Below are 21973 nucleotides of genomic sequence, written 5' to 3' on the forward strand. Positions count from 1 at the left end.
GCCCTATAATACCAATGATGAAGCCAACCAATCTGATTATTCTCGTATTGTTTTATTCACGCCATGGCGCCACGCGCCAGTTGGCCGAGCTGATAGCCCAGGGAGTGGAAAGCGTGCCTGGCTGCGATGCGCGCCTGCGCACCGTGCCCGCCGTCTCCACGGTGACGGAAGCGACGGCGCCCGAAGTGCCGCTGGACGGCGCGCCCTACGTGGAACTGGAAGACTTGCAGGAATGCGCGGGCCTGGCCCTGGGCTCGCCCACGCGCTTCGGCAACATGGCCGCCGCCATGAAGTACTTCTGGGACGGCACGGCCAGCGACTGGCTGGCCGGCAGCCTGTCCGGCAAGCCCGCCTGCGTGTTCACCTCCACGGGCAGCCTGCACGGCGGCCAGGAATCGACCCTGCTGTCGATGATGATCCCCCTCTTCCACCACGGCATGCTGGTCATGGGCCTGCCCTACACGCACCCCGAACTGATGACGACGTCCACCGGCGGCTCGCCCTACGGCGCCACGCACTGGTCGGGCATCGATGGCGACAAGGCCTTGAGCGACGATGAAAAGCGCCTGGCCATGGCCCTGGGCCGGCGCCTGGCGGAAAACGCCGCGAAACTGGCGGGCGCCTGATGCACGGCGCGCTGCACAAGTATTTTCACTGGGGCGCCATCGCCAGCCTCGTCACCCTGATCGCCTGGTGCGTGCTGTGGGAAACCGTCGTCGCGCCGCTGCAGCCGGGCGGCTCCTGGGTCGTGCTGAAGGCGGCGCCCCTGCTCATTCCCCTGTATGGCGTCATCAAGCGCGACGTCTACACCCTGCAATGGTCGTCGATGGTGATCCTGCTGTATTTTACGGAGGGCGTGGTGCGCGGCTACAGCGACACGAACCCCACCTCGGCCCTGATGGCCTGGGGCGAGGCGGCCATCGTCTGCGTCTATTTTGCCTGTGCGGTGCTGTATCTGCGCCCGTATAAAAAGGCCGCCAAGCGCATGGCCAGGGAACTGCTGGAAAAAGTGAATAAAGTGAGCATCAAGAAATGAACGACAAGCCCATGACTGACCAAGCCGATTTCCTCGCCGCCTGCCGCGAGCTGCTGGGCGACACCTACGTCCTCACCCAGGATGCCGACACGGCGCCCTTCCTCACCGACTGGCGCGACCGGTTTACGGGCAAGGCCCTGGCCGTGCTGCGCCCCGCCAGCGTGGAACAAGTCGCCGGCGTGCTGCGCGCCTGCGCGCAATGGCAGGTTCCCGTCGTGCCGCAGGGCGGCAATACGGGCCTGGTCCTGGGCAGCATCCCGGATGCCGCCGGCACGGCCATCGTGCTGTCGCTGGCGCGCCTGAACGCCATCCGCGCGCTCGATCCCGTCAACCGCACCATCACGGTGGACGCGGGCTGCATCCTGCAAACCATCCAGGAAGCGGCCAGCGCCGCCGGCTGCCTGTTCCCGCTGTCGCTGGCGGCCGAAGGCAGTTGCACCATCGGCGGGAATCTGGCGACGAACGCGGGCGGCACGGCCGTGCTGCGCTACGGCAACACGCGCGAGCTGTGCCTGGGCCTGGAAGTGGTCACGCCGCAGGGCGATATCTGGAGCGGCTTGCGCGGCCTGCGCAAGGATAATACGGGCTACGATTTGCGCGACCTGTACATCGGCGCCGAGGGCACCCTGGGCGTGATCACGGGCGCCGTGATGAAACTGTATCCGCAGCCGAAAGCCTGCATCACGGCGCTGGCCGCCATGCCCTCGCCCGCCCACGCCCTGCGCCTGCTCTCCCTGATGCAGGACCATTGCGGCGCCAGCCTGACGGGTTTTGAACTGATGTCGCAGTATTGTCTGCAACTGGTGGCCGAGCAGTTCCCGCAGCTGCCCCGCCCCTTCACCGACGCGCACGGGCAGTACGTGCTGCTCGAACTGTCCAGCAGCCAGTCCGAGGCGCACGCCGTGGAACTGCTCGAAGCGAGCATCGGCGCGGCCCTGGAAATTGAGTTGATCGCCGACGCCGTCGTCGCCAGTTCCGTGGCGCAGTCCGAAGGCCTGTGGCAGCTGCGCGAACACATCCCGCTGGCGCAGGCGCAGGCGGGCAAGAACATCAAGCACGATATCTCGCTGCCGATTTCCCGCATCGCCGATTTCATCGCCGTCACGGACGCGGCCCTGGAATCAGCCTTCCCCGGCTGCCAGCTGGTGTGCTTCGGCCACCTGGGTGACGGCAACCTGCATTACAACGTGGCGCCGCCCGCCGGCATGACGGATCGCGACTTCCTGTCCAACCAGGATGCCATCAACCGCATCGTGCACGACCAGGTGCACGGCTTTGGCGGCTCGATATCGGCCGAACACGGCATCGGCGCGCTGAAAAAAGCGGATCTCGCCCGCTACAAGTCGCCGCTGGAACTGCAACTGATGCGCGCCGTGAAGCAGGCGCTGGACCCGCAGAACATCATGAATCCGGGGAAAATATTGTGAAGCCGTCGTCCCTGCTGCTCATGGCCTTGCTGGCCGGTTCCGCCGGCGCGCAGGACGTCTACAAATGCGTGCAGGATGGCCAGACCAGCTATAGCGCCACGCCGTGTGCGGGCGGCCAGCTGCAAATCCTGGAAGTCCCCTCGCCCCCGCCTGCCGTCGACAAGGGCGCGGCCACGCGCCAGGAGCGCGTGGCCAGCCAGATGGAAGCGGCGCGCAAGAAGCGCGAAAACCTGGAAGACCAGGCGCGCGAACGGGCCGCCAAACAGAAGGAACTGCTCGATAAACACTGCGCCCAGCTGCGCCTGGAGCAGAAATGGACGGCGCAGGACGCCGTCGGCGCCGGTGACAAGACCCGCGATGCGGCGCAACTGAAAGCGCGGCGCGCCGGCGAACGCCTGGCCGTCGAATGCCTGCATTGAGTGCGCCGGCAGCACATCCTGCGGGCGCGCGCCTGCTGTCGCGCTGGCTGCTGCTGGGCGAATGGCGCGCGCATCCCGTGCGCGCCCTGGTTGCCATCCTCGCCATCGCCATCGGCGTGTCGCTGGGCTTTGCCATCCATTTGATCAACGCGGCCGCCTTCAATGAATTTTCCACGGCCGTCAAAAGCTTGTCCGGCCAGGCCGACGTGCAGGTGGCCGGGCGCGAAGCGCTGTTCGACGAAACCATCTACCCGTGGCTGGCGCAGCGCGACGGCGTGGCCGTCGCTTCGCCCGTGCTGGAACTGCAGGCCACGGTGGCGGGCAAGAAGGACGGCGGCCCGCTGCACATCCTGGCGCTCGACGTCTTTCGCGCCGGCTTCATCTCGCCCGACCTGATCGGCGCGCCGGCCGAAGGCCAGCCTTTCGACACCCTGGCCGACGACGCCATCTTTCTATCGCCGGCCGCCTTGCGCTGGCTGGCTGTGGCCGAAGGCGGCCACGTCGCGCTGCAATCGGGCACGGGCACGGTGCCGCTGCGCGTGGCCGGTTCGCTGCAGCGCGCGCGCGCCGGCCAGCGCATCGCCGTGATGGATATCGGCGCGGCGCAATGGCGCTTCAACAAGCTGGGCAAGCTGTCGCGCATCGACCTGAAGCTGCGCCAGGGCGTCAACCGCGACGCCTTCCAGGCCGACCTGGCGCGCGCGCTGGAAGCGCGGTATCCGGGGCGCTTCCAGGTGGGCCAGCCGAATGACGAGAACCAGAACAGCCGCAACAATAATCTCAGCCGTGCCTACCGGGTCAACCTGACGGTGCTGGCCCTCGTCGCCCTGTTTACGGGCGCCTTTCTGGTCTTTTCCACGCAGGCGCTGTCCGTCATCCGCCGCCGCGGCCAGTTCGCGCTGCTGCGCGTGCTGGGCATGGAGCGGGGCGCGCTGCTGCGCCAGGTGCTGCTCGAAGGCGCCAGCCTGGGCATCGTCGGCGCGGCGCTGGGTATCGCCGGCGGCTACGCCATGGCGGCCGTCGCCCTGCGCTTCTTCGGCGGCGACCTGGGCGCCGGCTATTTCGCGGGCGTGCAGCCGCAGGTGCAGTTCACGCCCGTCGCCGCCTGCGTGTATTTCGCGCTGGGCCTCGGCGTGGCCTTGCTGGGCTGCGCCGCGCCCGCGCTGGAAGCGGCGCGCGCGGCCCCCGCCATCGCCCTGAAATCGGGCAGCGAGGAAGTCGTGACGACGCGCCTGGCGAAAACCTGGCCCGCGCTGGCTTGCCTGCTGCTGGCCGGCGCCCTGACGTTCTTGCCGCCCGTCTTCGAGCTGCCCCTGTTCGGTTATCTGTCCATCGCCCTGCTGCTGATCGGCGCCATCGCCCTGATGCCGCAACTGGCGGCCGTCGTCTTCCGTTTCCTGCAGCGCGCGTGGCTGCGCACGGCGTCCAGCCAGCACGCGCCCGTGCGCAGCCTGACCCTGGCCCGCCTGGCGAACGCCTCGGGCCAGGCCGGCATCGCGCTCGGCGGCGTACTGTCGAGTTTCAGCCTGATGGTGGCGATGGCCATCATGGTGTCGAGTTTCCGCGTTTCCGTCGACGACTGGCTGCTGCAGATCTTGCCGGCCGACGTGTATGCGCGCACGGCCGCCAGCGGCGGGACGGCGGGTTTGACCCCGCGCGAACAGGCCAGCATCACCGCCTTGCCCGAGGTGGCCAGGGTGGACTTCCAGCGCGTGCGCTCGCTGTCGCTGGCGCCCGACCGCCCGAACGTGGCGCTGCTGGCGCGCCCCATCCATTTGCCCGATCCGGGCAAGAGCATGGTGCTGGTGGGCGACACCCTGCCCGTGCCAGACGGCGCCAGACCCGTGTGGCTGTCCGAGGCGGCGGCCGACCTGTACAGCGTCAAGCCGGGCCAGCGGATAGCCCTGCCGCTGGCCGGCGGCCTGCACCAGTTCTTTGTCGCCGGCATCTGGCGCGACTATGCACGCTCGTCCGGCGCCATCCAGATGCCGCTGGACGACTACCGCGCGCTGACGGGCGACCTCGATGTCAGCGACGCGGCCCTGTGGCTGGCCAAGGGCGCCACCAGCGACGCGCTGCAGCGGCGCCTGAAAAGCCTGCCCTTCGGCGCCAGCCTGGAAGTATCGAATCCGTCGGCCATCCGCGCCCTGAGCCTGCAGATCTTCGACCGCAGCTTCGCCGTCACGTATTTATTGGAAGCCATCGCCATCGTCATCGGCCTGTTCGGCGTGGCCGCCACGTTCTCCGCGCAGACGCTGGCGCGCGCCCGCGAATTCGGCATGCTGCGCCACGTGGGCGTGACCAAGGGTCAGGTCCTGTCCATCCTGGCGCTCGAAGGCGGCGCGCTGACGGCGCTGGGCATCGCCACCGGTTTTATCCTGGGCCTGCTGATCAGCTTTGTGCTGGTCTTCATCGTCAATCCGCAATCGTTCCATTGGACCATGCAGCTGCACCTGCCGTGGCCATTGATCGCCACCGTGGCCGCCGCCCTGCTGACGGCGGCCGCCGCCACGGCGCTGATCGCGGGCCGCCAGGCGCTGTCCGCTGGCCCCATCCGCGCCGTCAGGGAGGACTGGTGATGCGCCGTGCTTTCATCTTGCTGGTGGCGCTGGCCATGCCTGCCCTGGCCGCGCCGCCCGCCTTCGCCCCCGTCACGCCGCTGCCGGCCGGCCAGACCCTGCGCCTGCCGCACGACTTCGGCGCCCATCCCGCCTATAAAACGGAATGGTGGTACGCCACGGGCTGGGTCAAGACCGCTGCCGGGGAACAACTGGGCTACCAGGTGACCTTCTTCCGCAGCGCCACGGCCACCGATGCCGATAATCCCAGCGCGTTTGCGCCGAAACAGCTGATCATCGGCCACGCGGCCCTGTCCGACCCGAAGGTGGGCAAGCTGCTGCACGACGAGAAAAGCGCGCGCGAAGGCTTCGGCCTGGCCTACGCCAGGGTGGGCGACACGGACGTGAAACTCGATGACTGGCGCATGCAGCGGCAGGCGGACGGCAGCTACCGGGTCAGCCTGGCCGCACGCGAATTCAACTTGCAGCTGACCCTCGCGCCCACCCAGCCCGTGCTGCTGCAGGGCGTAGGCGGCTACTCGCGCAAGGGCGCGCGGCCAGCGCAATCGAGCTACTACTACAGCGAGCCGCAGCTGCGCACGACGGGCACCATCGCGCGCGCGGGCGGCAAGCCGGAAGCCGTGACGGGCGCCACCTGGCTCGATCACGAGTGGTCGAGCCAGGTGCTCGATGCGGACGCCAGCGGCTGGAACTGGATCGGCGCCAACCTCGACGACGGTGGCGCCCTGATGGCCTTCCAGATCCGCAGCAAGACAGGTGCTAAACTATGGGCGCACGCGACATGGCGCGACGCGTCCGGTAAGATGACGCAGTTCGCCCCCGGCGACGTCGATTTCACGCCCACGCAGCTGTGGCGCTCGCCCCGCACGCAGGCCGAGTACCCGGTCGCCACCGAGATTCGCACCGGCGCCACGCGCTGGCGGATCAAGCCGCTGCAAGCGGACCAGGAGCTCGATTCGCGCAGATCCACCGGCGCCGTGTACTGGGAAGGCGCCGTGACGGTGGAGCGCGACGGCCAGCCGGCGGGCCGCGCCTACCTGGAAATGACGGGCTACGTGCAGCCGATGAAGTTGTAAGCAATTATAAGTAAGCAAGACCGGATACAGTACCTACCAAGCGAAAAACAATGACAACCAGTACAGAAACAGGCAGCACCAGCAGCACCGCAAGCGCAGCAACTCTTGACACCGGCACCAGCCGCGAACTGAAAAAAGGCAGCCTGGCCGCCTTCAAGGGCTTGATGCCCTTCCTCACGCCGTACCGCAAGCAGTTCTTCCTGGCCGGTATCGCCCTGGTGGTGGCCGCCGCCTCGACCCTGGCCATTCCTGCCGCCTTCAAGCAGATGATCGACCTCGGGTTCGGCGGCGCGGCCGGTTCGAAGAGCATCCAGCACGTCGACCTGGTCTTCCTCTCCCTGTTCGGCGTGGCGTCCATCCTGGCGCTGGCCACGGCCGCGCGCTTTTACACGGTGTCATGGCTGGGCGAAAGAGTCACGGCCGACATCCGCAGCGCCGTGTACCGCCACGTCGTCACGCAAAGCCCCGCCTTCTTTGAAACGACACAGACGGGCGAAGTGCTGTCGCGCATCACCACCGACACGACCCTGATCCAGGCCGTGGTCGGCACCAGCATCTCCATGGCGCTGCGCAATGTGCTGCTGTTCCTGGGCGGCCTGGTGATGCTGTTCGTTACCAGCGCCAAACTGGCCGGCATCATCATCGGCCTGTTGATACTCGTCGTCGTGCCCATCATCGTCTTTGGCCGCCGCGTGCGCAAGCTGTCGCGCGACTCGCAGGACCGCATCGCCGACGCCTCGGCCATGGCCGGCGAAATCCTCAACGCCATGCCCACCGTGCAGGCGTTCACGCACGAGAAAATCGAATCGAAACGCTTCGGCGACTCCGTCGAAGGCGCCTTCATGACGGCCATGCGCCGCATCCGCGCGCGCGCCCTGCTGACCATGATCGCCATCCTGCTGGTCTTCGGCACCATCGTGTTCGTCCTGTGGCTGGGTGCGCGCGCCGTGCTGGAAGGCGCGATGACGGGCGGAGACCTGGGCCAGTTCATCCTGTACGCGTCCATCGTGGCCGGCGCCATCGGCGCCCTGTCCGAAGTGATGGGTGAAGCGCAGCGCGCCGCCGGCGCCACCGAGCGCCTGCTGGAACTGATGGCCGTCCAATCGGCAATCGCATCCCCGGCCAAGCCCCTGCCGCTGCCCGCGCGCGCCGCCACTGGCGCCGCGCTGTCGCTGGACGATGTCATGTTCTCGTACCCGTCGCGCCCGGACACCCACGCGCTCGACCACGTCAGCCTCGACATCCTCGCCGGTGAAACGGTGGCCGTCGTGGGGCCGTCGGGCGCCGGCAAGACCACCCTGTTCCAGCTGTTCCTGCGCTTTTATGACCCGCAAAGCGGCAGCATCCGCCTCGACGGCGTCGACATCAAGCAGCTGGACTTGCACACCCTGCGCGACGCCATCGGCATCGTGCCGCAAGATACCGTGATCTTTTCGGCCGACGCCATGGAAAACATCCGCTACGGCCGCGCCGGCGCCAGCGACGAGGAAGTCATCGCGGCGGCCAAGATGGCGGCCGCCCACGAATTCATCGAACGCCTGCCGAACGGCTATAAATCCTTCCTCGGCGAACGGGGCGTGCGCCTGTCCGGCGGCCAGCGCCAGCGCATCGCCATCGCCCGCGCCCTGCTGAAAAACCCGCCGTTGCTGCTGCTCGACGAAGCGACCAGCGCGCTGGACGCGGAATCGGAACGCCTGGTGCAAAAGGCGCTGGAAGCGGCCATGGTCGGCCGCACCACGGTCATCATCGCGCACCGCCTGGCCACCGTGCAGCGGGCCGACCGCATCATCGTCATGGAAGACGGCAAGATCGTCGAGACGGGCACGCATGCCTCGCTCGTCGCATTGGGGGGCATCTACGCCAATTTGGCGGCCCTGCAATTCCATCACGCTCAAATCAATTAAACAAAACCATCATGAACGCACTTTTCCACGCCAACATGGGCATCACCGATTTCTGGACCTTTTTACTGGGCACCATTTTCATCGTCATCCTGCCCGGCCCCAATTCCATGTATGTGCTGTCGGTCGCCGCCCAGCGCGGCGTGCGGCCCGCCTACCAGGGCGCCTTCGGCATCTTCGCCGGCGACCTGATTCTGATGGTGCTGTCGGCCTGCGGCGTGGCCTCGCTGCTGAAAGCCAGCCCCGCCCTGTTCTACGTCGTGAAATACATCGGCGCGGCCTACCTGGGCTGGATCGGCCTGCAGATGCTGATAGGCTGCTGGCGCAAGCTGCGCGCGCCAGGCGCCGCCGACGGCGAAGCGGCGGCTGTCCCTGCCCCCGTCAAGGAAAGCGATCCGTTCCGCAAGGCGCTGATCATCAGCCTGATGAACCCGAAGGCCATTTTGTTCTTCATTTCCTTCTTCATCCAGTTCGTCGACCCGGCCTTCCCGAATCCCGTGCTGTCCTTCATCGGCCTGGGCCTGATTTGTCAGGTGATCAGCTTTACCTACCTGACGGCCATCATCTTTGTCGGCGCCCGCCTGGCAGACACCTTCCGCCGCCGTCGCCGCCTGTCTGCCGGCATGGGCGGCGGCGTGGGCGCCATGTTCATCGGCTTCGGCGCGAAACTGGCCACGGCCACCCTGTAAGGAAACCACCGTGAACGAGCTTGAGCTGCGCCAGCGCTGCCATACCATCCTGCCGGGCCAGCGCCAGCCCACGCCAGCGGCCACCTTCGCCGCCATGGCCGCCTGGTGCGACGCCAACGATGTTGCGCACGACACCTATGGCGAAGGCGCGCTGATCGAACAGTTCGAGAACAAGATCGCCAGCCTGCTCGGCTTCGAAGCGGCCGTGTTCTGCATCACGGGCACCATGACGCAGGTCACGGCCCTGCGCCTGGCCTGCCAGGACCGCGGCTCGCCGCTGGTGGCGCTGCATCCCACTTCGCACATCCTGCGCCACGAGCGGGGCAACCATGAATTGCTCGATCACTTCAAGGGCTTGATGCTGGGCGACCCGCACCGTCCGTGGACGGTGGACGAGCTGCGCGCAGTGCCCGATGCGCTGGGCGCCGCGCAGCTCGAACTGCCGATGCGCGAAATCGGCGGCCAGTGCCCGTCGTGGGAAGAACTGAACGAGATCAAGCGGCACTGCCGCGAGCACAACATCCACCTGCACATGGATGGCGCGCGCCTGTGGGAAGCGCAAGCGGGTTTTGGCCAGCCCCTGCCCGCCATCTGCGATGGTTTTGACTCCGTCTACGTGTCGCTGTACAAGGGCATCGGCGGCCTCGGTGGCGCCATGCTGGCCGGCAGCCGCTCGTTCGTCGAGCGGGCGCGCGAATGGTTCCGCCGCCAGGGCGGCAATATCGTGCACCGCACGCCCTGGGTGGTGGCCGCCGCGATGCAGTTCGACGCGCGCCTCGCCGCCATGCCCCGGTATTTTGCGCGCACGCAGTGGCTGTACGCGCTGCTGCGCGACTTCCCGGCCATTGCCGTCAATCCCGCCCGGCCGCAGGCGAACATGCTGCACCTGCACTTGCCCGTCAGTCGCGAACGGGCCATCGCCATCCGCAACCAGGTGGCCGCGGAACACGGCATCTGGCTGTTCGGCCGCGCCAGCCACGCGGCCCTGCCCGGGCACAGCGTGGTGGAATGGTATGTGGGGGATCAGTTGCTGGAACTGCCCGATGACAGCGTGCGGCTGGCATTGCGCCTGCTGGACCAGGCCATGCGCGCCACGGATTAATCGGCCGTCGCGACACAAAAAAAAGCGCCCGAAGGCGCTTTTTTCATTTCATGGCGGCCGGGTCGGCCGCCACTACCTGCTTAGAACTTGTAGTTGTAAGCGAGACCGATCAACTGCATGCGGGTCTTGAACAGGCCCTTGGTGGTTTCACCGTTGCCGGTGCAGCCAGTCTTGACAGGCGAGCAGTCGTTTGTGTAGTTGACGTCAGCATCCTTGAAGTCGATGTAGCTGTAAGCCAGGTCGATCGAGGAATTGGCGTTCAGCTTCCAGTTCGCGCCGATCGAGTACTGCATGCGGTCGCTGTCCGGCAAGGCCGGGTGGCGCAGCTCGGCGCTGCGCACCGGCGCCTGGTCGTGGGCGATACCGGCGCGCAGCATCAGGCTTTCACTGTACTTGTAGTTGGTGCCCAGCGAGACGCGGTAGGTGTCTTTCCAGTTCTGGCGGATGCGCTCGGCGCCTTCGGCCGTCGGCGGAAACTGGATGTCCAGGTTCTGCAGGCGCGAGGTGCGGGTCCAGGTGACGTCGCCCATCAGGGCCCACTTGTCATCCATCTGGTGGAAGGCGTTGACCGACAGGGTTTCCGGCGTGCGCAGTTCGACCAGGGCACCGGAATTGACCTTGTTCGAGGCCTTGGCGATGAAGGCGTTCACGGCAGGATTGCTCGTCACCTGCGAGAAGTCCCAGATGGTGCTGCCCTTGAGCTTGTGCGAAATCGACGAGCGGTAGGCGATACCGAAGCGCGTGCCTTCGTTCAACTGATACAGATAGCCGAGGTTGAAGCCGAAGCCCCAGTCGTGGCCGTCCATCGACGCATGGCCATCCTTGATCTGGCCCTGCAACGCCGCGCCCGCAGCTTGCGCAGCGGCCAGGCCCTGGGTCTTGGCGATATTGGCCAGGAAGGCCTGCGAAGCGCTAGGCGCGAACTTGCCCAGGTAGGCAACCGAACCCGGCACGTCCACGCCCTGGCCCAGCTCCGCCTTCATGTATTCGGCCGTCACGCCGAAACCGAACGAGTGGTGCTGGTCCAGCTTGAACGATACGGAAGGATTGAGGGCGATGGCTTCGAGCTTGATGTTGGTGATCGCGTAGCGGCCATACCAGTCATTGCCGTAGTCGAGCTTGGCGCCATACGGCACGAACAGGCCGGCGCCGACGGTCCACTGCTCATTGATCTTCTTGCTGGCGTACAGCGCAGGCGCGAATACGGCGTCCGGCGCATAGTCCTTGGTGGCCGCGAAAGGCGTGCGATTGCCCGGGAAGAAAGGCTTCGAACCCGCATCCGTGTAGGTCGAGTGCGGCACGACGAGGGTGCCGCCGCCCACGAACTGCGTGCCTTCGAGGCGCGACAGGCCGGCCGGGTTGTAGAAAATGGTCGAGGCGTCAGCCGCTTCGGCGCCGCTGGCATCGGCCGTGCCTTGGGCGGAAACGCTTTGCGAGCCGAAACGGTAGCCCGATGCCTGGGCGGTGGAAGCGAAGCCGGCGCATGCGACGGCGATCAGAAGGGGCAGATATTTATGTTTCAAGTTGGTCTCTCTTTATTATATGAAGTGTCTTCGTCACATTGTCTCGGGTAGCTCAACCTCACCCGTCCTGCACTGTTCTTACCGCCGTGAACTCCCTCACTGACGGTATGAGCGAAGCATATAATATTTTTTAGAAAAAAGCGAACGTTCGCTCTTTTTATGAAACGGCGTTGTTTTCCCGCTCATCACGACGTTCTACGATGCCAGCGCAGGCGCTGGAAGCGGTATCAGGAAGCGCTGGTGCATCAGCGACAGCATCTGTTCGGCGGGCACGGGGCGCGAGATGAAATAGCCCTGCACCTCGTTGCATTGCAGCGCGCGCAGGATGTCGAGCTGCTCGCGCGTCTCCACCCCTTCGGCCACCACGCTCATGCCCAGCGCATGGGCCATCGACAGGATGGCGCGCACGAACACTTCGCCCTGCTCCGAGCGGCCCAGCTCCATGGTGAAGGCGCGGTCGATCTTCAAGCCATCCATGGCGAACTTCTGCAGCTGCGACAGCGAGGAGTAACCGGTGCCGAAATCGTCGACCAGCAGGCGCACGCCCAGCGCGCGGATGGCCGACAACTGCTCCACGGCGCGGTTCTGTTCATCCATCATGGCCGATTCCGTGATTTCCACCTCGATCAGCCGCGCATCGATACGGTGGCGCGCCAGCGCCGACGCCAGCACCTGGTGCACGTCGCCGCGGCCGAACTGGCGCGCCGAGACGTTGATGGACACGGGCACCAGTTCCAGTCCGCTGGCCTGCCAGCGCGCCATCTGCAGGCACACCTTTTCGATAACGACTTCACCCAGCTGGGAAATCAGGCCGCTGCTCTCGGCCACGGGAATGAATTCCAGCGGCGGCACCATGCCGTGCAGCGGATGGTGCCAGCGCACCAGCGCCTCCATGCTGCACAGCTGCCCGCTCATGGCGTCGACCCGCGGCTGGTAGACGACGAGAAACTGGTCCTGCTCCAGCGCCGCCACCAGGCTTTGCTCGAGTTCGCGGCGGTTGCGGATGGTTTCGAACAATTCCGGCTGGAAGAAGCGGTGATGGCCCTTGCCCGCCACTTTCACGGCATACATGGCGATATCGGCGTTCTTCAGCAGCACTTCCGTCTCGGCTCCATCGCGCGGATACAGGCTGATGCCGATCGAGGCGCCCATCTTGTGGCGTTCGCTGCCCAGGTAGAACGGCTCGTCGAAGGCGATGGCGATGCGCTGCGCCACCTGTTCGGCGCGGCTGTCGTCCTCCACCGGGTCGAGCACGACGACGAATTCATCGCCGCCCAGGCGCACCACATGGTCGCCCGGCCGCAGCACGGCCTTCAGGCGCAGCGAGGCGGCGCGCAGCACCTTGTCGCCCTCGGCGTGGCCTTGCGTGTCATTGATGTCCTTGAAACCGTCCAGGTCGATGAACAGCAGCGCCAGCATGTGGCGCGCGATGGCGGCGCGGCCCAGGGCGCCGGGCAGGAATTGCTGCAGCCAGTAGCGGTTGGGCAAGCCCGTCAAGCCATCCTCGTTGGCCAGGCGGCGCAAGTCGCGCTCGTGCTCCTTGGCCGTGCTGATGTCTTGCAGGGTGACGGCCAGGCGGTCGCCGCTGCGCACGAGGCGCCGGCGTATCCAGCGCAGCTTGAACGGATTACCTTCCGGCAACTCGATCTCTTCTTCCGAAAAGCCGGACTGCATGGCGGCCCGGTAATTATGGATCAGGTCGCGGAAATACGGCTCGTGGGCGCGCGACTGCAGGCGCATGCCCAGCAACTGTTCGCGGCGCACGCCGAAGTAGCCGGCGCCCGGCTCGTTGCAGTCGACGATCTCGAAATCGAGGATGCTGCCGTCCGCGCCGCGCAGGGCGGCGATGATATAAAAGCCGTCGCTCGTGCCTTCGGTGGCCATGCGGTAGGCATTGCGCACGCCTTCGGACTGGTGGTGGCGCCACGCCAGGCGCAGCGACAGCACGGTGGCGACGGCGGCAAAGGCCAGCAGCAGCACGGTGACGGCCAGGGCGATGCCGATATAAATGGTGCGCGTTTCCTCGTAGGGATGCAGCATTTCGCCATCCGACAGCCCGACCACGGCCGTGAACGGATAGGCTTTCAGCGCTTGCCAGCCCACGTAGCGGCTTTGCTTGTCGGAAAAAGCGATCCTGCCGCCCGAATGCAGGGCGCCGCTGTCCGTTTCCAGGAAGCTGGTGTCGAGAAACGGCGTACCCGCGCCGCTCTGCATGGGCAGCACGCGCGAGCCGAGGCGGGTGCTGAACAGCTCGCCCTCCTCGCCCACCATGGCCGACATGCCGAACTTGCCGAAATTGACGCTGTTGTAGAACTCGGAAAAATAGCTGGAATGAATCGAGATCAGCAGCACGCCGTCGAAATTGCCATCCTCGTCTTCCAGCCGGCGCGTGAAATGCACGAGGCTTTCGTCGGCGCCCGGCGTGGCCTCGCTGGCCGCATTGGCCCTCCCCAGCGCGATGCGCAGCGCGCTGGAATTGCTGCGCCAGTGGCGCAGCAGGAAATCGCTGCGCTCGTTGACGCGCAAGCGCTGCAACGGCGCCGTGGCCGTCACGGGGTGGCCCTTGCGGTCGAGGATGGCGACGATGGCAAATTGCGGCAAGGCATACATGCCCTGCGTCTTCAACTGGTCGAGGCGCAGCTGCCCGCGCGAGTTTTCCCACTCATACTTGAGCTGCAAGGTCAACTGGTCCATCTGTTCCAGGGTGCGCAGCAGGTACTGGCCATACGCTTTCGACAGCGACGACACGCTGTCGAGCGCCTGCTGCTGCGCCACCTTCTTTTCCGCCTCCAGCTGCAGCAAGGTGGCCGTCCACAGCACGGCGCACAGGACCAGCCCCAGCAAGGGCCAGGCCAGGATCAGGCGCAGGTTAGCCTTGAGAAAATCGGCCCTGCTCATCTCCACCACGGCGCCGTTATTATTATTTACAAATTGTCGCAAGAACATGGTGCAGCGTCTGCCGTTTCTGTGTATTTCCTTAAGGACACACAAATTACCACAGAGTCATGTTTGCAGGTGAGCCGGCGGCGTAATTATGTGCGCGGCCCGCGGCCCGCCTGTCGCGCCTGCGTTACAATCACCATCCTTACCGTTGGAGAAATACATGCAGCAATATCAAGATTTGATCAAGACCGTGCTCGAAACGGGCAGCTGGCAAGACAACCGCACGGGCATCCGCACCCTGAGCGTGCCGGGCGCCATGATGCGTTTCGACTTGGCCAACGGCAATTTTCCTGCCGTGACGACCAAGAAACTGGCTTTCAAATCCGTGATCGGCGAATTGTGCGCCTTCCTGCGCGCCTCGCGCAACGCGGCCGAATTCCGCGCGCTGGGCTGCAAGGTGTGGGACCAGAATGCCAATGAAAACGCGCAATGGCTGGCCAATCCCTACCGCGAGGGCGAGGATGACCTCGGCCCCGTGTACGGTGTGCAATGGCGACAATGGCCGGCCTATAAACTGCTGGACGCCGGCCAGCCCGCGCAGATCGCCGACGCACAGGCGAACGGTTTTACCCTGGTTGCCCCCATCGTCGAAGACGGCGTGCAAAAAGTATTGCTGTACAAGGCCGTCGACCAGTTGCGCGAATGTCTGGACACCATCATGACGAATCCTGGCAGCCGGCGCATCCTGTTCCACGGCTGGAACCCTGCCGTGCTGGACGCCGTCGCCCTGCCCGCCTGCCATTTGCTGTATCAGTTCATCCCGAACGCCAGCACGCGCGAAATTTCGCTGTGTCTCTATGTGCGCAGCAACGATATCGGCCTGGGCACGCCGTTCAACATCGCCGAGGGCGCGGCCCTGCTGCACCTGGTGGCGCGCCTGACCGGTTACACGCCGCGCTGGTTCACCTACTTCATCGGCGACGCGCACATCTATGAAAACCACCTCGACATGGTGGAAGAACAATTGAAGCGCACGCCCTTCCCCGCGCCCCGTTTCGTCATTTCCGACCGCGTGCCCGATTACGCGAAGACGGGCAAGTACGAGCCGGAATGGCTGGAAAAGATCGAGCCGTCGGATTTCTCGCTGGAAGGCTATGAACACCATGCGCCCATCAAGGCGGCGATGGCCGTCTGATGGCGGTCGCACCGCTGGCAGCCCTGCACCGCAAGCTGTTTGACGAAACCGATGGCGTCAAGTTTTCCAAGCTGAAAGACAGGCTGCTGACAAAACACGGGGCCGGCGAACGGCTGGCCGTGCTCGCCATCCTCATCTGCTACGCGAAAGAGGGGCAGCTGCTGCACTGGCGCGCCTTCCTGATGACGGATATCGTGCAGCTGGCGGAAGCCCATGAACACGCGGCATTTTTCGCCTGGGCATTGGAACAGCCCGAGCTGGCGTACCGTGCCGTCGATGGCATGCTGAAAAGCATAGGCAAAGACGCGTATGCGCCACTGGTGGCGCTGGCGGCATCCGGCGCCACGCGCCTGGAAGTGCGCGCCAAGGCGATCAAGAGCCTGGCCGTCTTCAGCCGCCAACCCTTCGATGCGGGCTTGCCCCGCGATCCCGGCCACTGGAAGGCGGAGCAGCTGCGGCTGGACGCCGTGCTGGCCTGGCAGCGCGACGGCTACCCGGATGGCGCAGGCCATGCGGCGCCGGCCACGCATGCGGCCCTGGGCGAGCCGCGCACGCCGCTGGAAAAAGCGGCGGCCAAACTGGAGAACAAGCTGGCGGCCAGGCGCAGGAAGGAGCAGGACCTGGCGCAGCCATCGAACTGGCTGGTCATCGCCAGCGCCGCCGACATGGCCGGCATCGCGCAGCACTGGGCCTTGCCGGAGCATTACCGGCGCTTCCTCGCTTGCCATTCGCCGCTGCGCGTGCATATCGACAGCCGGCAGTATTTCCAGGGTTTGCACCTGTACGGCGCGGCCGAGCTGGTCAAGGCACAGCACGGCTACGCCTGGCATCCCGTCACGCAAGAACCCATCGCCGGCTGGCCGGACCAGTATCTGGTGATCGCCGACGCGGGCGCCGATCCCTACTGCCTGGACCTGGGCGCCGTCACCAATGGCGATGCGCCCGTGTACCATGCGCAACATGGCATGGGCGCATGGCGCTTCGAGCGCCATGCGGACGGTTTCATCGACTTCCTGAACGAGATCGCGGCAGCGGCCTAGCCCGGTTCGCCTCCCGCCCCGCCCGGGCCGGGGCCGCCAGGGCCGCCGGGCCCGCGTCCGCCCGGCGGACCGAAGCGCGGCTCGCGCTCGCCCTCTTTCGCCGCCGACGTGGCGCCGCCCAGGCGGTACGACAGCCCCACATAAATCATGCGCCCATCGAAGCGCCGCGTGCTCGTCTCGCGCAGGGAAGCGCTGTTGATGACGGTTTCCATCTTGTTGCTGCTGAATACATCGGTCACGTTCATGACCAGGCTCAGCTGCGGCGTCACCGTGTGGCGCCAGCTCATATTCAAGGTATTGTTCGGCGAACGATAACCCTGTCCCGACAGCATCTTGCCTTGCATTTGCAGGGCCAGTTGCAGCTGGTTCCTGGCATCGAACTGGTAATTGAGGCGCGCGCGGCCGCTCAAGGCGTTCGCCGTGCGCGTGCTGCGGTTGCCCAGGTCGTCCGAACTCGTTTGCTGGCTGCGCGCCAGGTTGCCGCTCGTGTTCAGGGTCAAGGATGGCGTCAGCTTGCCGCTGACGCTGAATTCCAGGCCGCTCGAATGGCTGCCTTCGCCGTTTTCGCGCGTCGTCAGCAGCACGTTGTCGCTGATGAAATAGCGGTAATCGACGATGGCGTCCGTGTCGCGCCGGTGATAGGCGCGCAAGCTGCTTTCCAGGCCGGCGATCTTCGTTTCATAGCCGATTTCGAAGGAATCCGTCTGCGTCGGTTTCAGTTTCGGGTTGCCGGCCGATACGTTGAACTCGTCGCGGTAGACCACATACGGATTCAGGTCGCCCGCGTTCGGGCGGCGGATGCGGTGCGCATAGCTGAAGCGCAGATTGCTCTCGTCGCTGACTTTATACGTGGCGAACAGGCTGGGAATGTAGTTGACGTAATTGTTGTTCGCCTCGACGCCGCTGCTCATCTGGCGCACGTTCAAGTCCGTGTATTCGGCGCGCAAGCCGGCCAGCGCGCCCCAGCGTTCATTCAGGCGCATCTGGTAGGAGCCGTACAGCGCGATGGTGCGCTCGTCCATCTCGAAACGGTTGCTGCGCATGGGGTTGACGGTCTCGGCCAGGCTGGCCGGGTTGATGTCCGTGTACAGGGTGTCGAAGCTGCTCTTGTTGTCCGCCACCTTGTAGCCCAGCTTGGCCGTGCCGCCCGCCAGCGGACGCTCGTAGTCGCCGCTGAAGTCGACGATGCGGTTGCCCGTCTCGCTATGCTGGCGCGCGCGGCTGTCGAAGGCGCTCACGGGGGCGACCGCGTAAGTATTCGCGTAATCGCTGTCGCTCTCGTTGGTCGAGGACGACACGCGCAAGTCGATTTTCAGGGTTTCGCCCGGCAATTCGCCCTTGTGGTCGTAGCGCCCGCCCCAGCTGACATTGCGGCTGTCGCCGTTGCGCACGGTGCTGCGCACATAATCGCCGATGGTACTGCCCGTGCTGTCGCCATTCAGGTAGCGGTCGAGCGAGCGCTGGTCGTTGCTGCGCCCGTTATATGACACGCTGGCGGCCAGGGTGTCGTTCGTGTTCAGGTTGTAATTGACGGTGCCGTGCAAGCCCAGCGAGTCGTTCAAGCCATTGCTGGCGGATTGCTGGCTGCTGGGGGCGAAAGCGCCCGTGCCACGGTCCAGGCGCTCGCGGCTGACCTCGCCCACCGAATTGCGGCCATCATGACGCACATTGATGCCGCCCTGGTAGCCCCATGGCCCTTCGTTGTAGGTGCCCGACACGGAACTGTTGTAGCGCCCCGCGATGCCCGCATTCGCATTGACGGTGGCAAAGCCGCCCGGCTTGCGGTTGCGCCGCATCACCAGGTTCAGGATGGGGCCGCCGCCGGCTTCGTTGCCGAACTGGGCGCCGGGATTGTTGATCACTTCCACGGATTCGATATCGTCGGCCGCCATGGCGTTCAGGGTGGCGCCGCGCGAATCGCCCTGCAGCATGGCCGACGGCTTGCCATCGATCAATATCTGCACATTGCTGCTGCCGCGCAAGGATACGGAACCGTCGGGGTCGACGGCCACGGACGGCACATTGTTCAAGGCGTCGGCCGCCGTGCCATTGGTACTGCCCACGTCGGACTTGACGTCGTAGACTTGCCGGTCGATGCGGCCCGTGGGACGTTCGGCCGTCACGCTGACGGTCGCGGGTGCGTCAACCGCTGGCGCCTTGGCGGGGGCAGGCTTGACGGCGGTATCGCCGGTGACGGTTTGCGCCTGGACGGCGGCGCCGGAGACGAGCAGGCTGCCGCCCGCCAGGCAGTGGAAGAGAAGTTTATGCATTTGGCTAAAAAATAATCGAGACGCTACGGATGAGGCACTACGCCGCAGCGTGAGAGCACATGCCAAGCATGCCACGATTGCAAGGAGCAAAGCAAATGCGAACCATTGTTATTTACTTCAATTTACAAATCTCTTGCGCTTGTGGCATTACAGCCGCATCCGATGCCCCTTGCCCTGCCTTGACGCTACCTCAGCAAGCCCTTGCCGCGCGCCAGTGTCAGCCAGCCCGGATATTCCGTCATCAATAAGTCATACAGTTCCGCATCGCTGTGCTCATCGGGCGAGCTGACGGCAAAGTAATTGGCATTGTCGACCAGGCGCCCCTGCAATTCGTCGAGCTTTTCCAGGAAGGGGAAGTCGGAATCGGCGAAGGCGGCGAGGAATTTGCTCTTCGATTTGCGCCCCTTGCCGATGCCCATGAATTGCCAGAAGATCGGTTCATTGCTGGCCCAGCGCAATTGCTTCTCCGTCGTCGCCTGGTCGCTCGTGCCGCCGTCCGTGACGAACATCACGTACACGGGCAACTCCGCCGCGACTGGCCGCGTGCGCTCGCCACCGGCCCCGTCGGGGAAATAAAACGCGCGGATCGCCTGCATGGCGGCGCCGTAGCGCGTGTCACCTTCCAGCGGATGGCGCTGTATGGCCTGGCCCACGTAGGTATTGCAGTTGCTCAAGGCCATCGGTGCCGGATGGTGGACGTTCTTGCCGAACAGGAAAACATCGATCTCGCCATCGTCGTCGAACTTGCAGCCCAGCGCCAGGATGCGCTCGGCAAAGCGCTGCACCAGCCCCTCTTTATACAGCCGCCCCATGGACCCGGAAATGTCGAGGCATAAACACACCTTGGCACGGTGCTCCGACAAACCCACTTTTTGCAGCGACACGCCGGCCTGCTTGACGAGGCTGACCAGTTGCGGCGCTTCCCGTTCGACGCGCTTTTCCAGCTTGATCTTCGCCTGCATGACGGCCGAAGCCGCCGCAGGGACAGCAGAAGCGGCCTGCTCGACTTCGCCGCCGAAGTGGCGCACCAGCGCGTCCAGGCCGCCGTTGAAACCTTGTCCCACGGCCATGCAGCGCCAGCCGCCATCCTTGCGGTAGATTTCCGCCAGCATGACGGCTTTTTCCTGTGCGAAATCACTACCGGCAAAAGCGAAGCGGGCCAGTTCGCGCCCGCCCGCCTGCAGGCGCACGTGGCCGGCGTGCAGCTGCGACATCACGCCGCCGCCATCGATGGAGGCCGTCACGACGAGGCGGTCTATGCCGGCCGGCAAGCGCGCCAGTTGCAAGGCAAACTCGGCCATATCGCCGCCGCTGCCGGGGCGCGCCTCCACGCCGCCGCACGGCGTGCGCGGCTGGTTGAAAAAGGTCATGTAGCGCTCGTCGGACAGTTTTCCGGCCGCATCGAGGCCGAAACAGGCCACGTCGAGCGCCAGCCCCTGTGCGGCGACGCCGACCTGCAGCACGCCGTCGGGAACGAGATTGGCCAGCGGCAAGCGCTGACCCTTGCTCAAGGTTTCCATCAATATCTCCTAAACAATATAGCGGCGCGGATTGTCCGCATTGAAATCCTCTTCGTCTTCCTTGTCCTCGCCCTTGAAGACGACGGGACCGTTGAAGGCCAGCTGCAGGTTCCCGCCCTGCCAGCTCAGCCACGGCGTCGCTTCGCTGCCGGGCTCCGAGGTCTTGCCCGAAGGTTCCAGAATGATGCTGTCCGGCGTGATGCGCGCCATGCCGATCACATAGGTGTAGACCGTGTCGTCCTCGGCCGCCTTGGACAAGCGAAAATCGAAGTCGCACTCGACGATCTGCTGGCCGTATTGCATGACCATCTTCGGCCGCATCGAGGCGACCGACACGGCGCCGTTGGCCAGCGCCGAATACACGCTGAAGACGAGGCCCACCGTGCCGCCGTAATGCTGCGCCAGCGCGGGATTGACTTCCACCGTTTCCGTGGCCGGCTCCTTGCCCGACGCGCCCGCCACGTCGCCCAGATGGCGCACGAAGGGCATGGCGTCAAAGCTGCCGGGCGTATCGGGCGCCTGGATGAAGCGCATCTGGCCGTTCGGCAAGAGAATGCCGACCCTTAAATCGAGGTCGTCGTTATCGTCGTCGCCATCGCCGTTGTCGACCCAGGTGGCCTTGACGGTCAGCTTGGCCGGCGCGCCGGCGCCCTTTTCCAGCGACACCTTGTGCGTCTGGCCCGCCTTGGTCAGCGAAATTTTCGACAAGGAAATTTTTGGCGCCGGTGCCGGTTGCGCTGCCGCCTGCGCCACTTCGCCGCCGAAATGGGCGACCAGCGCGTCCAGCCCGCCATTGAAGCCCTGGCCCACGGCCATGAAGCGCCAGTTCCCGTCCTTGCGGTAGAACTCGCCCAGCATGACGGCTTTTTCTTGTGCAAAATCAGCGCCCGCATAGGTGTAGCGGGCCAGCTCGCGCCCGCCGTCCAGCAGCCGCAGGTAGCCGCTGCCCAGCTGCGCCATGCAGGCCATGCCATCGATGGCAGCCGTGACGACGAGGCGTTCGATGGAGGCCGGCAAACGATCGAGCTGATAGCTGAATCCGGCCGCGTCGCCCAACGGCGCCGCCGCTTCCACGCCGCCGCACGGCGTGCGTGGCTGGTTGAAGAACGTCATGTAGCGCTCGTCGGACAGCTTGCCGCCGGCGTCGAGGCCGAAACAGGCAAAGTCCAGCGGCACGCCGGCGCTGGCCAGACCCAGTTGCACGACGTTGCCCGTGACGAGGCCGGACAGCGCCAGGCGCTGCCCCTTGATCAGGTTTTCCATGGAGTCAGGGAGAAAGAAAGGAGGAACAGAACCGGGCAGCGATGCCACCC

16 protein-coding genes are annotated in these 21973 nt (G+C 65.4%); 11 read left to right on the plus strand and 5 right to left on the minus strand.

All coding sequences use genetic code 11. The features are described 5' to 3' along the window. Positions 1–17 precede the first annotated feature (17 nt). The 9 genes from wrbA to J0O65_RS04505 are packed head-to-tail and all read left to right on the plus strand — an operon-like array spanning position 18 to position 10229. Positions 18–626, plus strand: coding sequence for an NAD(P)H:quinone oxidoreductase (gene wrbA, locus J0O65_RS04465; protein WP_215404865.1), 609 nt, complete (start codon positions 18–20; stop codon positions 624–626). After that, positions 626–1036 carry a DUF2069 domain-containing protein gene (locus J0O65_RS04470; RefSeq protein WP_215404500.1) on the plus strand — a complete coding sequence of 137 codons (411 nt, stop codon included), beginning with the start codon at positions 626–628 and terminating at the stop codon, positions 1034–1036. The genes wrbA and J0O65_RS04470 overlap by 1 nt, the downstream gene beginning before the upstream one ends. An 11-nt stretch (positions 1037–1047) precedes the next feature. Then, positions 1048–2463: an FAD-binding oxidoreductase gene (locus tag J0O65_RS04475; protein WP_215404502.1), complete on the plus strand. Its 1416-nt coding sequence runs from the start codon at positions 1048–1050 to the stop codon at positions 2461–2463. Further along, positions 2460–2882, plus strand: a complete 423-nt coding sequence (locus J0O65_RS04480) for a DUF4124 domain-containing protein (protein ID WP_215404504.1) — start codon at positions 2460–2462, stop codon at positions 2880–2882. Before J0O65_RS04475 ends, J0O65_RS04480 begins: the two co-directional genes overlap by 4 nt. Beyond that, the gene (locus J0O65_RS04485) at positions 2870–5461 is read left to right on the plus strand and encodes an FtsX-like permease family protein (RefSeq protein WP_215404506.1); all 2592 of its coding nucleotides are present in this window, start codon (positions 2870–2872) and stop codon (positions 5459–5461) included. The genes J0O65_RS04480 and J0O65_RS04485 overlap by 13 nt, the downstream gene beginning before the upstream one ends. Further along, a complete protein-coding gene (locus tag J0O65_RS04490) occupies positions 5461–6537 on the plus strand; it encodes a lipocalin-like domain-containing protein (protein WP_215404508.1) in 1077 nt (358 codons plus the stop codon). Before J0O65_RS04485 ends, J0O65_RS04490 begins: the two co-directional genes overlap by 1 nt. 50 nt (positions 6538–6587) lie before the next feature. Beyond that, positions 6588–8441: an ABC transporter transmembrane domain-containing protein gene (locus J0O65_RS04495; protein ID WP_215404510.1), complete on the plus strand. Its 1854-nt coding sequence runs from the start codon at positions 6588–6590 to the stop codon at positions 8439–8441. 11 nt (positions 8442–8452) lie between these two features. Further along, entirely contained in the window at positions 8453–9127 is a 675-nt protein-coding gene (leuE, locus tag J0O65_RS04500) for a leucine efflux protein LeuE (protein WP_215404511.1), read from the plus strand. Between the two features lie 10 nt (positions 9128–9137). Then, entirely contained in the window at positions 9138–10229 is a 1092-nt protein-coding gene (locus tag J0O65_RS04505; RefSeq protein WP_215404513.1) for a threonine aldolase family protein, read from the plus strand. A gap of 80 nt (positions 10230–10309) precedes the next feature. On the opposite strand, the gene J0O65_RS04510 is transcribed toward J0O65_RS04505, so the two are convergent. Then, entirely contained in the window at positions 10310–11752 is a 1443-nt protein-coding gene (locus J0O65_RS04510; RefSeq protein WP_215404515.1) for an OmpP1/FadL family transporter, read from the minus strand. Positions 11753–11947: 195 nt separating this feature from the next. Then, positions 11948–14698, minus strand: coding sequence for a bifunctional diguanylate cyclase/phosphodiesterase (locus tag J0O65_RS04515; RefSeq protein ID WP_215404517.1), 2751 nt, complete (start codon positions 14696–14698; stop codon positions 11948–11950). Between the two features lie 157 nt (positions 14699–14855). Here J0O65_RS04515 and J0O65_RS04520 point away from each other — a divergent pair, with 157 nt between their 5' ends. Beyond that, positions 14856–15830, plus strand: coding sequence for a thymidylate synthase (locus tag J0O65_RS04520; RefSeq protein WP_215404519.1), 975 nt, complete (start codon positions 14856–14858; stop codon positions 15828–15830). Next, positions 15830–16870, plus strand: coding sequence for an SMI1/KNR4 family protein (locus J0O65_RS04525; protein ID WP_215404521.1), 1041 nt, complete (start codon positions 15830–15832; stop codon positions 16868–16870). Before J0O65_RS04520 ends, J0O65_RS04525 begins: the two co-directional genes overlap by 1 nt. Here the strand turns inward: J0O65_RS04525 and J0O65_RS04530 are convergent. The 3 genes from J0O65_RS04530 to J0O65_RS04540 form a co-directional block, all read right to left on the minus strand. Continuing rightward, the gene (locus tag J0O65_RS04530) at positions 16867–19140 is read right to left on the minus strand and encodes an outer membrane beta-barrel family protein (RefSeq protein WP_215404523.1); all 2274 of its coding nucleotides are present in this window, start codon (positions 19138–19140) and stop codon (positions 16867–16869) included. The genes J0O65_RS04525 and J0O65_RS04530 overlap by 4 nt on opposite strands. A 185-nt stretch (positions 19141–19325) precedes the next feature. Then, entirely contained in the window at positions 19326–20660 is a 1335-nt protein-coding gene (locus tag J0O65_RS04535) for a VWA domain-containing protein (protein ID WP_215404524.1), read from the minus strand. A 9-nt stretch (positions 20661–20669) separates the two neighbouring features. Beyond that, positions 20670–21923, minus strand: coding sequence for a TerD family protein (locus tag J0O65_RS04540; protein ID WP_215404525.1), 1254 nt, complete (start codon positions 21921–21923; stop codon positions 20670–20672). Between the last annotated feature and the right edge of the window lie 50 nt (positions 21924–21973).

It is taken from the genome of Janthinobacterium sp. JC611 (assembly GCF_018682595.1).
Classification (GTDB): domain Bacteria; phylum Pseudomonadota; class Gammaproteobacteria; order Burkholderiales; family Burkholderiaceae_D; genus Janthinobacterium.